This is a genomic window from Aeromonas sp. L_1B5_3 (assembly GCF_963866575.1).
Classification (GTDB): Bacteria; Pseudomonadota; Gammaproteobacteria; order Enterobacterales; family Aeromonadaceae; genus Aeromonas; species Aeromonas jandaei.
Genome location: NZ_CAWMDN010000103.1, coordinates 18,902 through 33,711 on the forward strand (window position 1 = coordinate 18,902; position 14,810 = coordinate 33,711).

Sequence of the window (14,810 nt, forward strand, 5' to 3'; positions counted from 1 at the left end):
GTTTCGTACGACAGAAGTGGCGAAAAGGTAAAAAAATGCCCCGCATGGCGGGGCATTTTACTTATTACACAACCAGGTGGGTGGCTCTTTGTCCATCCATCGTATGACTGGTCGTTTATCCCGTCGCTCCCAGAGCGCACTGCTTAACCATTTTCCGACGTCGCATCTTCAAGATTTAACGATGAGCCCCCTGGCGGGCAATGCCGTGGTTCATTTCAGTATCACGCTGCGGCAGAAAAAACATCAGGTAACGCAGGGCAACATAACCGACGATGACGGTGGCAACTCCCAGCTCAAAGTGGGCCAGCAGACGGATCTGCTCGACATAGTGAGCGCTCTGCTCAAACCCTTCCACCAGATGAGCCACTTTGAACAGGGCGGTGGCACCGATCACCAGCGGGAAGGTGAAGGCGGCATAACCCGGCGAGAAGGGCAGACGCAGCAGTTTGATGAAAGCCAGATAGATGATGCCGGTCATCAGGATCGCGATACCAAACAGCATGGCCACCAGCAGCAGGGAGGGATCCTGGCTGACAGTCAGGTAGCCGGCCAGCGAGAGGCTTGCCGGCGCCGCCAGAATGGCGATGGTCGGCTTGGCTGCATCCGGTACTTCGTGGCTGAAGATGAGACGATAGAGCATCAGCGGCAGCATCAGACCGTAGCAGATGACCCCGAACCAGAGCAGCACATTGGCCAGCGGCGCAAACTGACCGCCTGGGAAGGCGACGTCAGCCACGATGATCCCGACCGGCGGTACGAACCAGCTCGGCACCATGTGGTGGATCTCGAACTCTTTGGCGCGATGCCAGATGAAGGTAGCCAGGAACAACAGGTGAACGGCCACGGCAAACAGCCAGAGCGCTTCGCCCGCTTGCGGAGCCAGCATACCGAGCGCCTTGGAGACCACCATGGTGCCCATGGCATAGGTCGGCACGACGCTACCAACTACCGGGTGTGCCAGATCCTGCATCAGCAGGTTCGGGTGGAACAAAAACTTGAAGGTAAGGATCACCAGCAGCTGCATCCGTCCATCGAAGTGACCTGCATTCTCCCAACACCAACCGAGACTGGCAATGCCCAGCGCCAGACCCGCCATGGGGGTTGGCGCGGCAGCCAGGGATTTACGGGTTCTTGCGATCATGATGACACCTTTCTATTGATGACTATGGCGATAGGATAATGGCCCCTTATCGTTTACGATATCTAAATGAATTGAATCACTCATTCAGGATTACCAAACACGATGAAACTGACCCTGCAACAGCTGAAGGTGTTCGCCACCATCGCCCGCTACGGCAACCTTGGCCTGGCTGCCAACGAACTCTGTCTGAGCAAGGGGGCCGTCTCCCAGTCACTGCAGGAGTTGGAGCGCCAGCTCGCCACGCCGCTGTTTGATCGCATCCACCCCAGATTGCAGCTCAACAACGAGGGGCGCCTGCTGCAACCGGCCGCCGAAGAGCTGTTGACCCGGATGCAGGATATCGAAAACCTGTTTCGTGCCGATGCCGAGCCGAGCGGCCAGCTGCGTCTTGGCGCCAGCCAGACCATCGGCAACTACCTGCTCCCCACCCTGCTCGCCACCAGCAAGCAGGAGCTGGGGCTCCCCCCCAAGGTGACCATCAACAATACCCATCTGCTCTGCCACGCACTCGCCAACTTCGAGCTGGATATGGCACTGATCGAGGGGGAAAACCACCATCCCGATCTCGTCACCGAACCCTGGCTGCAGGACGAGATGCTGGTGATCGCCCACCCTGATCACCCGCTGGCCAACCAGGTGGATCTCTCCCTCTCCCGGCTGGGTGGTGAGACCTGGGTGCTGCGTGAGCCCCAATCCGGCAGCCGCGAGCAGTTTATCCGCCAAATCCAGCCCGGCCTGCCCAACTGGCAACCAGGCCTTGAGCTCAACACCCTGGAATCCGTGATGCTGGCGGTGGAGAAGGGGCTCGGCATCTCTTTCATCTCCCGCCTCGCCGCCTCGGATCGTCTGGCTGATGGCCGGCTGGTCGCCCTGCCCCTCACCCGCCGCTTCCCGCGCCAGCTCTCCCTTATCTGGCACAAGCAGAAGTACCACTCCGCTTCCCTGCGCCACTTTATCCACTTCTGCCGGGCCCAGCTGAACGATGCCGAGGTGATCAGCGCGGAGTAACGCACGATCATAACGCCGCAAACAAACCGGCACGCCAACTGCTGAAAGGTACAAAGCAAAGAGGGAGCCATGGCTCCCTCCCTTTTATTTGCTCGCTGAGTATCACTTCGCCAGGCTGCGCAACCAGCTGATCTCCTCGCCCCAGATGGACTCGTCGATGGTCTCGAGGATCAGCGGAATGCGATCAAAACGGTCATCGTTCATGATGTGGTGGAATACCGCCTCCCCCAGATTCCCCTCGCGCAAGCTATGGTGGCGATCGACCCGACTGCCGAAGGTGCACTTGGCGCCGTTAATATGCATCCCCTTGAGATACTGAAAACCCACCGTGCGGTCGAACTCGGCAAAGACAGTGGCGCAGCTCTCGGCGGTGCGCAGATCATAACCCGCAGCAAAGGCGTGGCAGGTATCGAAGCAGATCCCGACCCGGCTCTTGTCCTCCACCCCCTCGATGATGGTGGCGAGGTGTTCGAACGACCAGCCGAGGTTGGTCCCCTGCCCGGCGGTATTTTCGATGACCGCCGTCACCCCTTCACTGCGCTCCAGCGCCCAGTTAATGGACTCGCTCACCAGCTTTAGGCTGGCTGCCTCGGGAATTTGCTTGAGATGGCTGCCGGGGTGAAAATTCAGATAACACAGCCCCAGCTGCTCGCAGCGCTTCATCTCATCGAGAAACGCATCGCGGGATTTGGCAAGGCCATCGGGATCGGGGTGACCCAGATTGATGAGGTAACTGTCGTGGGGCAGGATCTGCTCCGGCAGAAAACCGGCCTTGTCGCAGGCCGCCTTGAAGGCGCGGATGGTGGCATCCGACAAGGGGGCCGCCTGCCACTGACGCTGATTCTTGGTAAAAAGCGCAAATGCGTTGGCCCCGATGGCCTGGGCGCGGGCGATGCAGTTTTCCACCCCGCCAGATGCGCTGACGTGGGCTCCAATATATTTCATAACGTCTCCTCAGTGAGGCGCCATTATGCCGTCTCTCCTGACAGATGCCAAAACGCCGTGGCACTTTGCAACACCCTTCCCGACACGCTCACCCTGAATATGAGTAGGGTCGCGACGTGATAACTCAATCTGATCATGCCTTCTATCGGTTGAAATGGTACTTTTTGATAACAGTGTATGGAGATGATATTCACCTGCCAGTTGCCCAAACAAGAGAATGGTTATAGTGCGCAAATTGTGAAACAAACGGCCCCCATATAGCGTCATTTACCGTATTCATACGGAATAACAATAAGAGAGTGCAAGTAATATAATCCATTTCCCCAGGACACATTCACCTTGCCCCTGACTAATAGTGTAATCAGGCGATAAGCTGATTAATGCCCCCTTATACTCTCTAGTAGATAATTTATTTAATGAAGTAACCTACAGGAAGCCAATCACCACTATCTTTACTCAAAGTAATAGTCTCAATAGCAGATCCAGCATACTCAAACTTGGTAATAAACTGTATGGTCATGTACTTCCCATCAGGTCTACCAGGCAGGCATTCTGATTTCTCCTGTGCAATCTCAGAACGTAGAACAACCATACCTAAAGGATGACGAAACTTGTCCAATGCATCATGCCATTGAGAGACAGACAACTCAGACTTGAATGCATTATCAGTTAATTCGTAGCTTTGGTTATAATATCCAGCATCAACGGTTTCAAGCCATGCTCTCGCTACTGATAGTGCATCATTTTCTTGAGCTGCAACAAAAAATCAAACCAAACAAGTAAAAGTAATATGCCCCTTTTTTCACCTTAAACTCCTTTATTATATTCGTGCATTCTGGGCAACAAGGAAGCCCCCTATTTAGGTCTGCAACCCGGTAGCACTTGGATCAAGCCTAATGGCTTATCCCAAGAAACCGACAAATCCTGACGATGGTCAGCCTTGCGAACTGCCACAACAATAAGACTCACAGGATTGCGTTGCTCGCTTTTTTAAAATGGAAATTCCGTAGTCCATTTTCAGTTCTTCAACAACAGCTTCAAAAAATTCGGCCTTTAGCCTCATTTGCTCCAACTGTTGCTCGAGCTCCTTGATGCGCCGTTCGGCTGTCTGTTTGTCGAGATACAACATGGCGTTGCTCCTGCCGTTTTTCCTGAATTGGTAAAATGGCTAGTGCTTGCAAGCAGGCTAGCCTTTTCGTTCAGATCGTTCTGCGACAGTTTAAAAGTCAGTGGGATATAGTGCAGTCTACATTTTACACCTGCCACATCTTGGCCACCTGGAAGGTATAAACCATGCGAAGGGCCAGATATTAAATAAAAAATGTGGTCATAGGAGTGCGAACCCGATAATAGAACAGCTTCCCTACCATGCTATTTGCAACTACCCTATGACCACCAAAGCCGTCGCTACGAAAATTGCCAGATTACCAGACCAGAGGAACCAAGGGTTGGCTCGACAAAATACGTAGTGGCAAAGGACGGCACTACTTGCATCTCGAGCACAGGTGTTAGCTCGATATCAAAAAACTTACGTTTTACACTATCTTGAAAATTATCAAAATTAGACTTGTCGGCGCTAACTGTGAACAGCCAGATATCTGTTTAGGTGAAATCTCGACATAATTTTCTTAAACTCTTTGATATCTTCTGCATGAAGCGTCAAAGCCCAATGGGCGCGGTGTTCACCATAATCCAGTCCACCGGTGTAGATAATCGTATGATTTTGAATGCGTAGTTGGTTTCGATGAGCCTCCATCTGTAGGCCTATCTCAGAAAACCAAATGTGCAATGCTCCTGATGTAGTAAATGTAAATTGAGCAACTTGCTCATTTTCCCCTGCAAGCCTAAATGTCTTTTCAAAAACCTGGATTTGCATAGCAGCTCCTAGTTGTTGTCAACATCTAATTTTCATTCTATGCATTGACTACAATGGAATCTAGCCCTTTAGGCTCCAGCACATCATTATCAGAATATTCCGAATCAGTATGAACTAAAATTAAAATAGTAAGACTAGCTTTCCATTATTTATATGTTCTATTTTCCTAAGGCGTTTAGGGAAGGTGGGAACGTGACTCATGCTGAACCTCATCCACGAAACCGACGGGGACTCGTTCGATAAGAAAATGACTTGTTCGTATCTTCCCCTAATCACCCAGCCACAGTGTCATAACAAGCCGCGTGAGGGGATGAGGCGAAGCGTCTTTTTGGGGAGGGAGAATATGCCGTACATCAGACCCGAACTGTTTACAGCGCCGGGCTATTGGGCTCGTCTACCAAGAAAAGCGCAGCTGACACATAGAGAACCGTATCAGCTGCGCCATAGCTATGCCTCAATGCTTCTGATGGCGGGTGCTCATCCAGCTATCTGGCCAAGCAACTTGGTCACAAAGACTGGGGGATGATCCGCACCATTTATGCTCAGTGGGTTAGCAAGGACAACCCTAATTACAGGAATGAACTGGCTGAGAAACTGGGTGTTGTTGACCCATATATGACCCACGAGCAACAGGCCAAAGCATAAGGCATTGAACCTAAATGGTTTTATGCCTTAAAACGGCATCTTGAACCCTGGCGGCAATTGCATGCCACCGGTCAGCTCGCCCATCTTGGTCTTGTTCTGCTCTTCCACACGACGCACGGCATCGTTGCAAGCGGCGGCAACCAGATCTTCCAGCAGCTCCTTGTCATCTTCCATCAGGGAGGGATCGATCTCGATGCGACGTACGCTGTGGCTGCCCGTCATGGTGACCTTGACCATGCCGGCACCGGCTTCACCGGTCACTTCCATCTGGGCAAGCTGCTCTTGCATCTTCTGCATACGCTCTTGCATCTGCTGGGCCTGTTTCATCAGGTTACCCATTCCACCTTTACCAAACATATGTCGTCTCTCGTCTTGAAATCCGGCATCCAGCGCCGGGCTGTGGGCTTGTCTGTCCTAGATGGGGACAGCCAAACTGCTTTTCAACCGGGAGTCAGCTCCCGGCCACGGAATTTAGCGGTTGAGGGGCTCGATGCTCTCGTGATGGAGCACGGCACCAAACCGCTGAACTAAAAACTGTACGTTGGGATCCTGCTCCAGATCCCGGGTCACCTGCTCGCGCACCCCCAGATAGAGGCGATGCTCGATCTCGAGGGGGGTCTCCTTGTCAGGCACCACGCCGAGCGTCACCTCGACCTGTACCGGTTGCCCCAGCGCAGGCCCGATGATCTCGGCCAGATCGGCGCGCGCCTTGTCGCTCACCAGATGGCGCTGCTCGGGCTTGAGGGTCAGCAACACTTTGTCTCCTTCCCGCGTCATCACCGAGTTGATGGCGAGCTGGCGCAACCGACCACCTACCTGGGTGTGAGCAATCAGCTCGGCCCAGGAGTCACCACAACCATTGAGCAGTGAGGAAGGGATAAGGCGGGTCGCCTCCCCCTCTTGCGGCTCCTCATCGCTCTCGAGCTCGTCCCAGTCGATGGTCTCCATCACTGGCTGGGCGGGCTCGCTCTGCGCCACAGGGGCAGCCGCCACCGTCGAGGTCATTGGCTGGGTCGCAGGAGCAGGCGTCACTGCAGGCTCAGTGGCACTGCGCTCACCAGGTCGATAGCTAGGCTGCCCAGCCAGATCCCAGGGTGGCAGGTCGGTTGGCTGTGCAGGCTGGGTAGCGGGGGCCGCGGTGCGATTGGGCGCACTGCGGGCAGGCTCAGGCACGGGCGAGGCCATAAAGCTCTGGCTGAGATACTCCTCGTAATCCCCGCTATCACCCGCCTCATCATAATTTTCGGCGTAGAGATCCACCGGCGGCAGCTCGCCAAACTGGCCCATGGCGGGAGCACTCGGGGTGGCTGTTTGGTTGATAGCGGATGACGGCGCGCTCTGCGGCTGAGGTGCTGGCGCAGAGACAACTGCCTGACGAGCTGGCGCAACTGGCACCGCCCGAGGAGCAGGAGCAGCTGCGCTGCTCTCTCCACGCTGGCGACTACGCAGCATATTGCGTTTGCCAAGCAGGCTTTGCATGCTCGATACCGCCGATACAGGTTCGGGCGCTTCCGAAGCAGATGCAGCCGGAACGCTATCCATCGGTACAGACGTCATCTGTGCAGGTGCCATCTCTGCAGCGGCCATCTGCGCAGTGTCGGTTGGTACCGATGGATTAGGGTTTGCAGCAGACCCCTCTCCACAGCTCGCAGTATCAACCGCCATGCCGCTATGCGCGCCAGAGAGCGGGGCCGGCTCGGCCTGATAACCCATACCGGCCGCCTCGCGCAGCAACTCATCCTGCTGGCTGAAGAGCTGGGCGGCTTGCGCCTCCTCTTCACCGCTCTCCTCATCCTGACCGGTTACCTCGGCCGTGGCCGTCATGGCATCGGCAGAAGCCGTCTGTGCAGGGTGTGGAGTATGAGTTGCAGGCTCAGCGGCCGGGCGCTTTCCCGGCGATATCGGGGCAGCCCCCATTCCCGTGCTGGCCGAGCCAGTCATGGATGGGGGAAGCGCCGTCAGCGTGGCGGGGTGCAATACCTCGCGCCGAGGCGAGAAAGCGAGCATCCGCAGGCAGGTCATCTCCAGCGCGGTGCGGCCATCGGGTGCCCAGGGCAGATCTTTGCGGCCACCCAGCACAATCTGATAGCTGAGCTGCACCTCTTCCGGGCTCATCGCCTTAGCCAGTTGCAGCAGGGAATCGGCATCCGCCCCCTGCTCCTGCACGCTGGCAGGCAGCAGCTGGGCCATGGCGATGCGGTGGAGCAACCCCTCCAGCTCGGCGTGAAGCTGGTCAAAATCGGGGCCAAGGGTGGCGATCTCGCTGATCTTGGCCATGGTCGCTGGCGCATCCTGCCGCAAAATGGCTTCCAGCAGCTGGTGCAGATGACGGTGATCGAGCGTGCCCAACATCGTCAGCACACTGTCGAGGCGGACGCTGCCGTTGCCGTGCGCCAGCGCCTGATCGGTCAGGCTCAGGGCATCGCGCATACTGCCGTCAGCCGCTTTGGCCAAAGCCAGCAGGGCGCGCGGTTCGAAGGGCTGCCCCTCCTGATCCAGCACCCATTCGAGCTGCTTGGCGATCTGGGTCTGATCCAGACTCTTCAGATGAAACTGCAGGCAGCGCGAGAGAATGGTAATCGGCAGCTTCTGCGGATCCGTGGTGGCCAGCAGAAACTTCACATAGGGGGGCGGCTCTTCCAGGGTTTTCAGCAGCGCGTTGAAGCTGTGGCGCGACAACATGTGCACTTCATCGATGAGATAGACCTTGAAGCGACCACGGGCCGGGCGGTATTGCACGTTGTCGAGCAGCTCGCGGGTATCTTCCACCTTGGTACGCGACGCCGCATCGATCTCCAGCAGGTCGACAAAGTTGCCCTGATCGATCTCGCGGCAGGTATCGCAGACGCCACACGGATGGCTGCTGATCCCCTGCTCGCAGTTGAGGCTCTTGGCCAGAATACGGGCGATAGTGGTTTTGCCGACGCCGCGGGTGCCGCTCAGCAGATAGGCGTGATGCAGCCGTCCCTGATCCAGGGCGTTGGTCAGGGCAGTCAGCACATGTTGCTGACCAACCACTTGTTCAAACGTATGGGGGCGCCATTTACGCGCCAGAACCTGATAGCTCATAAATCCATCATGCAGGGAATACAGGGCATTGAGGCCGGATGCTAACACAAATGGACGGGAGGCTGTATCGGCTATCGGTCAGAGCGGGAGGGATCGCTTGAATTTCAAACCGATGCCCGCACGGGCACCGGTTTGGAGGCTGGCAACAGGCTGACGATAGCAGCCTGTTGATCAAACCGGGGGCTTATTCGCCCGGCAGTTCAACCAGAGAGACCACCTTGACGCCAGCGGCGGTCAGGCGGGCATCACCACCGAGAGACGGCAGGGAGATGATGAATGCCGCATCGGCCACAGTACCGCCAGCGCGACGGATCAGCTTGACGGTGGCATCGACGGTGCCGCCGGTCGCCAGCAGATCGTCCACTACCAGTACCTTGTCACCGGGCACGATGGCGTCGGTGTGCAGTTGCAGGGTGTCGGTGCCGTATTCGAGGGCATAGGACTCCTCGATGACAGCGCGGGGCAGTTTGCCCGGCTTGCGGACCGGCACGAAGCCCAGACCCATGGCGTAGGCAACCGGCGCGCCAAAGATGAAGCCGCGAGCCTCGGTACCAACAATCTTGGTGATCCCTTGATCACGATAGTGATTGGCCAGCAGATCGATGGTGGCTTTGAACGCCTCGGCATTTTCGATCAGGCTGGTAATGTCGCGAAACAGGATGCCCGGCTTCGGATAGTCGGGAATGGTCTTGATGCTCGCTTCGATAAATTTCAGGGTTTCCGGATTCATGGTTTGACCGTTTGTTTTTCGACCCAGATGGCCGTTTTATCTTAGTCTTCCCGCCAGCGGGAAATAAAAAAGCCTGTCACGCAAGAATGACAGGCCGACTCCATAGCATTATTGCCGCAATAGCTTAGGGACTTCACTTCTCCATTGCAACTGGCTCCAGCACCGGCAGGCGCATTAACCAGGTGAGCAGGATCACCATTATGAGAAGCAACAACCCCCTGACCCATGGCAGCGGCACCACCGCCAGCGACACCGAGAAGGTGAGCAGAATGAAGATTATGGCGCGCCGCCGTGCATGGCGGCGAATACCGCGATACTGCTGCCAGTCTGCAATGGGTGGGCCAAACCAGGGATGGCTTAGCAGCCAGTGGTGAAAACGGGGGGAAGAACGAGCAAACAGGGCGGCCGCCAGCAGCATGAAGGGGGTTGTCGGCAGCAGTGGCAACACGATGCCGACAATGCCGGTCACAAAGGCCAGCCACCCCAAGATCATCAGACACCAGCGCTGCATTGCCACCTCTCATCTCTGTTTATGCCTGTCTAGCCTAACAGAGTTCGGCTGATAGCTGACAGCGGGACACAACCCCACTACAATCTGCCCTCTTTTTTCTCCTTATCTCTTCGGAAAGCAGTTATGCGCGTTATTTTGGCCCCCATGCAGGGGGTACTGGATCACCTGATGCGGGAGGTACTGACCTCCGTCAACGATTACGATCTCTGCGTAAGCGAATTTATCCGGGTCGTTGATCAGCTGCTGCCTGCCAAGGTCTTCTATCGCCTCTGCCCCGAACTGCTGCAAGATGGCAAAACCCGTGCAGGAACCCCGGTGCGGGTCCAGCTGCTGGGCCAACATCCCGAGTGGCTGGCTGAAAATGCCAGACGCGCCATCGAGCTGGGCTCCCCCGGGGTCGATCTCAACTTCGGCTGCCCCGCCCCCACCGTCAACAAGAGCAAGGGCGGCGCAGTGCTGCTCAAAGAACCCGAGACCATCTATCGCATCGTCAAGGCAGTGCGCGACGCGGTGCCCGCCCATCTGCCGGTCAGCGCCAAAATTCGCCTCGGTTACGATGACAAGGATCTCTATCTGGAGAACGCTCATGCCGTTCATCAAGGTGGCGCCAACGAGCTGGCCGTCCATGCCCGCACCAAGCGAGAAGGGTACAAGGCGCCCGCCCACTGGGGGTATGTGGATGCCATTCGCCGCGCCTTACCAATCCCCGTCACGGCCAACGGAGAGATCTGGGATCATCAGGATGCCCTGACTTGTGCCAGCGTCTCCGGTTGCGACTCCCTGATGGTCGGGCGCGGCGCCATCTCCCTGCCCAATCTGGCCAACGTGATGAAAACCGGCTGCCCCCACATGAGCTGGGCCGAGGTACTGCAATTGATGGTGAGCTACACCGAGCAGGACTTGGCCAGCGAAAAGGCTGACTACTACCCCAGCCGGATCAAACAGTGGTTCAGCTATCTCAAGCGGGAATACCCGGAAGCAGATCTGCTGTTTCAGGATATCCGGGTACTCAAAGAGACGGATCCCATCCGCGATGCCTTGCTGCAAGCGGCCAAAAGCCACGGCTAACCGTCGTTAACTTGACTCATATCATCTTGATAAAGTTATCGGATCCCTATACTGCCCCGAATCTGTCGTCTGTCCTGTGGGGGATAATGTGTGTGAAATGACGCAAGCACAGTTGACTGTCTGGCGTAATCGCCTGCTGTCCGACTGGGCCCAGGTACGAGAAACGCTGATCGGTCAGCTGAAAGCCTGTCGCCGTGACGAGTGGGCCGAAAAGCTGGATCACTGCGAACAGGATCAACTGGTCGAGCTGACCAGCCGGCTGGATCTGCCCAAAGTGGAGCAGAGCGTGGCACATCTCAAACGGATCGATGCCGCACTCTGTCAGATGGATCTCGGCCTCTACGGCCTCTGTTCCGACTGCGAAGAACCACTGGCCATCGAATCGCTGGAGCAGGATCCGACCCTGCAACGCTGCCCGCGCTGCGAAGCCCGCTATCGCAAGGGATTCCACGCCCACGAGCTCTGAAAGATGCACCAACCGGTGCATCCTCTCTTTACTGCCTCACTGGTGACACTGCCATTCCTGTCCAATACTCGACTATATGAGCCGGTTCGAGGGGATGAGTCGTGTACAGACTCTTGTTGTTATGGTGTTTATGCTGTCAGGCCGCCGCACAGGAGTCTTTGGTCGTTGGCTGGGGCGACTGGCAGCCGTTCAGCTATCGCAATGAACAGCATCAGCTGCAAGGGCTGGATATCGAACTGCTCAATGCCATCCTGCAGCGAGCTGACTATCAGGCTCGCTTCATCGAAATGCCCTGGACAAGGGTGCTGCACGAATTGGAATTTGGCACGGTTCAACTGGCCATGTCCGCCAACATCACCACCGAGCGTCAGCAATATGCCCGCTTCAGCCATGCCTATCGGGAAGAGGAAACGGTCATCATCATCCGCAAGGAGGATGAACCACGCTGGCGCAACATCACTACTCTGGAACAGCTGATCAATACTCCCGATTTTCATATCGGTCTGCTCAAGGGGTTTGACTACGGCGAGGCGTTTCGCCGCCTTGTCGCCGACCCCAAGGTGAAACCTCGGCTACAGGAGCGATTCACCCTGGAGCAACTGCTCAAGATGCTCAACGGCGGGCGGATCCAGGGGTTTATCCTCGACCCGAACAGCCTGCAGGAGTGGGAGCATCAGGGCATCACCCTGAAGAAGCTCCATATCCTGCTGCATATCGAGCGCACTCCGGTTCACCTGATGCTCAGCAAGAAGAGCACATCGCAAGCCCAGCTGGATCGGCTCAATCAGGCGATCGACCAACTCAAACAAAGCCCCGAATATCAGCAGATCCTGACCCGCTATACCTCTGTGCTGCTCGCCGAATAATAACGGGAGAGCCGATGGCTCTCCCGTTCTCTAAGCAGGTTCCGTGAAATAACCTATCAGGAACCACTTCAACTGCACGACTGACCAAGCACAATGCCGGCCAGATGGGAGAAGTGATGGATCTCGTGAGTGGCATCGCACTCACTATTCTGTTTGCCCGGGTTATACCAGCAGGTAGCAAGCCCCTGCGCAGCCGCACCGGCAATATCGGTCTTGGGATTGTCGCCCACCATCAACACTCTGGCCGGATCCGGAGCCCCCATCAGTGAGAGGGTGTGCTGAAAAATGGCGGGATCTGGCTTGGTAACCCGGATCTCGTCGGAAATCACCAGGGGGGCGAACCACTCGCTCCAGCCCAGCTTGCCAAGTCGGCCTCGCTGGGGAACGCTGAAGCCGTTGGTGATGATGCCCATCTTCACCTTCTCCTTCAGCAGCTGTAGCGTCTCCACTACCCCATCAAGGGGCATGCTCAAGGCAACGATCTGCGCCAAAAAGGTGTTGTTCATCACCATGGGGTCAACATTGACCTGCTCGGCAAAGAGGGAAAAACGGGTCTCTTGCAGTGCTGTAGCATCGATTTCGCCATTGTTGTACTGCTGCCACAGACCGTGGTTTAGGGTGTGATAGGCCGCCATGCCAGCCTCATCCACCTGTACGCCATAGTGGCGAAAGGTTTGCTCCAGCGCCTGTGTCACCGGGAAATCGAGCAGGGTCTCATCCAGATCGAACAGCACCCAGTCATAGCTTGTCTTGTTCACAAAAATCCTTGTCATCAGTCAGGTTGTTCCATGCTGTGGCGCCCCGTTCTGCCCAGCGGACTGGCCAGCAGATCCAGCGTCAGACGCACGCCAAAGCCTGTTACTTCGCTTGAAACCACCCCGTTGCCTCCCTTGTTGCGAAAACCGCTCAGGTCAAAATGCAGCCAGGGAGTCTGCTCGGGGACGAAATGGGAGAGAAAACGGGCCGCATCGATATGATCCGGGGAGCTGCCCGGCGCGCACTGCAGCAGATCGGCCCATTCACTCTCGATGTTGTCGTCATAATCCTCATCGAGTGGAAACGGCCAAACCCGCTCGCCGCTACGCTGTCCCATATTGACCAGCGATACCAGCCATTCGCTGCGGTTGGTAAAGACGCCGCTGTAACGGCTGCCCAGCGCCCGTTTGCAGGCACCGGTCAGGGTGGCGTAGTCGATCAGCAGATCCGGGGTATCCTGCGCCGCCATCGCCAGCGTATCAGCAAGCACCATCCGCCCCTCCGCATCGGTATCGACCACTTCGATGGTGGTACCGTTGATGGCCGTGACGACTTCCCCGGGTCGATAGGCATGAGGACCGATATGGTTCTCGGCAATAGCCAGCCAGCAGTGAACTTCATAGGGTAGCTGGGCTCTGCTGATGGCATAGAGGGTACCGAGGGCCACCGCGCTGCCTCCCATGTCGAGATGCATGCCATACATGCTGCCGGAGATCTTGAGGTTGTAGCCGCCGGAGTCGTGACAAATGCCCTTGCCTACCAGCGCAATACGGCGCACCGGCTTGGGGGGGTAGTAGCTGAGCTTGACCATGGCACCCTGATTGTCTTCCGAGCCACGGGCCACGGCCAAGAAGGCGCCAGCCCCCAGCTCGGCCAACTGGCCCTGATCATAATGGAGGCAGTGCCACCCCTCCTCCTGCGCCAACTGGCTGAGGAACTCGCGATAGTTGGCTGCAGTCAGCTCGGAGGCTGGCAGCACCGCCAGATGGCGGGCCAGCCCGTTGCCGCCCGCTTCGCTGTAGATACGGGCCAGATCCAGTACCACCGCCGGGGACACAACTACCTGCTGATAGCTCCAGCTGCTTTCACTGCGGCTCTTGCTGGTCGGCAGCGGCATATTGGCGGCGAGCAGGGAGGAGAGCACCAGCTCGGCCAGCACTCCCCGCTCGGAGGCAGAAAAGCCCTCGAGATGAAGACCGACCCGCTCGGCTTTTAATCCGGACAACGGCGCAATCCAGCTTCGCACCTGCTTGTAGAGGCGGTGATCCCGCTCCACACTACCCGCCACACAGACGACCAGCAGCAGGCTGTTGCCCTGCATCAGGGTAAAGGGGGCTTTTTTGCCCAGCGCCAGCAGGGTGTTGACACCCGATAGCTGGGGATGAGCCAGGATCGTCTCCTTCTGATCTTCGGCGATCAGCAATATCTGTATAGGAAGCGCCTGCTCGAGGGCCTGGACGAGAGTGGCATCCAGGCAATCGATAGCGGGAGGAAGATAGGTAAAGGGAGTGATCACAGGCATATACCTCATCCGTGAAGAGATACCTGATCATACCTAACAAACAGGCGGGACGACCAGTTTTGCCCTGAAAAACCAGCACAAACAACATTTTCACCACGCAAGAGTGATATTGCGCAATGTCTGTAGAGTATTTGGAAAGAGAAAAATGGGTATGATGAAAAGCAGCTGAACAAGGAAAAACAGAGAGGAAGTTGGTTGCGGGGGCCG

General features: G+C 56.7%; 14 protein-coding genes and 2 pseudogenes. 5 read left to right on the top strand and 11 right to left on the bottom strand.

The genetic code is table 11. The features are described 5' to 3' along the window. Positions 1-175: 175 nt before the first annotated feature. A complete protein-coding gene (locus tag AACR93_RS08430; RefSeq protein ID WP_043850475.1) occupies positions 176-1,141 on the bottom strand; it encodes a TDT family transporter in 966 nt (321 codons plus the stop codon). Between the two features lie 102 nt (positions 1,142-1,243). Between AACR93_RS08430 and AACR93_RS08435 the strand changes: the two genes are divergently transcribed. Then, positions 1,244-2,149, top strand: coding sequence for a LysR substrate-binding domain-containing protein (locus tag AACR93_RS08435; protein ID WP_043850476.1), 906 nt, complete (start codon positions 1,244-1,246; stop codon positions 2,147-2,149). 102 nt (positions 2,150-2,251) lie between these two features. Here AACR93_RS08435 and nfo read toward each other — a convergent pair whose 3' ends face one another. The 4 genes and pseudogenes from nfo to AACR93_RS08450 form a co-directional block, all read right to left on the bottom strand. Then, complete coding sequence (nfo, locus tag AACR93_RS08440) at positions 2,252-3,094, bottom strand: deoxyribonuclease IV (RefSeq protein ID WP_043850477.1); 843 nt, start codon at positions 3,092-3,094, stop codon at positions 2,252-2,254. A gap of 409 nt (positions 3,095-3,503) precedes the next feature. Then, positions 3,504-3,809, bottom strand: a pseudogene (locus AACR93_RS23150) (DUF4019 domain-containing protein); the annotation flags it as partial. A 270-nt stretch (positions 3,810-4,079) separates the two neighbouring features. Beyond that, a pseudogene (locus AACR93_RS08445) lies at positions 4,080-4,202 on the bottom strand (IS3 family transposase); the annotation flags it as partial. Between the two features lie 468 nt (positions 4,203-4,670). Next, positions 4,671-4,970, bottom strand: a complete 300-nt coding sequence (locus AACR93_RS08450) for a hypothetical protein (RefSeq protein WP_043850479.1) — start codon at positions 4,968-4,970, stop codon at positions 4,671-4,673. A 522-nt stretch (positions 4,971-5,492) separates the two neighbouring features. Between AACR93_RS08450 and AACR93_RS08455 the strand changes: the two genes are divergently transcribed. Continuing rightward, complete coding sequence (locus tag AACR93_RS08455; protein WP_269429848.1) at positions 5,493-5,615, top strand: hypothetical protein; 123 nt, start codon at positions 5,493-5,495, stop codon at positions 5,613-5,615. A gap of 27 nt (positions 5,616-5,642) precedes the next feature. Here AACR93_RS08455 and AACR93_RS08460 read toward each other — a convergent pair whose 3' ends face one another. The 4 genes from AACR93_RS08460 to AACR93_RS08475 form a co-directional block, all read right to left on the bottom strand. Then, entirely contained in the window at positions 5,643-5,972 is a 330-nt protein-coding gene (locus AACR93_RS08460) for a YbaB/EbfC family nucleoid-associated protein (RefSeq protein ID WP_041210739.1), read from the bottom strand. 114 nt (positions 5,973-6,086) lie between these two features. Next, the gene (gene dnaX / locus AACR93_RS08465; protein WP_043850480.1) at positions 6,087-8,684 is read right to left on the bottom strand and encodes a DNA polymerase III subunit gamma/tau; all 2,598 of its coding nucleotides are present in this window, start codon (positions 8,682-8,684) and stop codon (positions 6,087-6,089) included. 184 nt (positions 8,685-8,868) lie between these two features. Further along, positions 8,869-9,414, bottom strand: coding sequence for an adenine phosphoribosyltransferase (apt, locus tag AACR93_RS08470; RefSeq protein WP_033113563.1), 546 nt, complete (start codon positions 9,412-9,414; stop codon positions 8,869-8,871). A 133-nt stretch (positions 9,415-9,547) separates the two neighbouring features. Next, a complete protein-coding gene (locus AACR93_RS08475) occupies positions 9,548-9,925 on the bottom strand; it encodes a YbaN family protein (RefSeq protein WP_043850481.1) in 378 nt (125 codons plus the stop codon). A 123-nt stretch (positions 9,926-10,048) separates the two neighbouring features. Between AACR93_RS08475 and dusC the strand changes: the two genes are divergently transcribed. From dusC to AACR93_RS08490, 3 genes are all read left to right on the top strand, one after another. Continuing rightward, a complete protein-coding gene (dusC, locus tag AACR93_RS08480) occupies positions 10,049-10,993 on the top strand; it encodes a tRNA dihydrouridine(16) synthase DusC (RefSeq protein WP_043850482.1) in 945 nt (314 codons plus the stop codon). A 97-nt stretch (positions 10,994-11,090) separates the two neighbouring features. Beyond that, positions 11,091-11,459, top strand: coding sequence for a TraR/DksA family transcriptional regulator (locus tag AACR93_RS08485; protein WP_041210735.1), 369 nt, complete (start codon positions 11,091-11,093; stop codon positions 11,457-11,459). 158 nt (positions 11,460-11,617) lie between these two features. Continuing rightward, positions 11,618-12,325, top strand: a complete 708-nt coding sequence (locus tag AACR93_RS08490) for a substrate-binding periplasmic protein (protein ID WP_231556913.1) — start codon at positions 11,618-11,620, stop codon at positions 12,323-12,325. A gap of 68 nt (positions 12,326-12,393) precedes the next feature. Here AACR93_RS08490 and yjjG read toward each other — a convergent pair whose 3' ends face one another. Both yjjG and AACR93_RS08500 read right to left on the bottom strand, forming a co-directional pair. Then, the gene (gene yjjG / locus AACR93_RS08495; RefSeq protein ID WP_043850484.1) at positions 12,394-13,083 is read right to left on the bottom strand and encodes a pyrimidine 5'-nucleotidase; all 690 of its coding nucleotides are present in this window, start codon (positions 13,081-13,083) and stop codon (positions 12,394-12,396) included. A gap of 14 nt (positions 13,084-13,097) precedes the next feature. Then, positions 13,098-14,597, bottom strand: coding sequence for a M17 family metallopeptidase (locus tag AACR93_RS08500; protein WP_043850487.1), 1,500 nt, complete (start codon positions 14,595-14,597; stop codon positions 13,098-13,100). Positions 14,598-14,810: the final 213 nt, after the last annotated feature.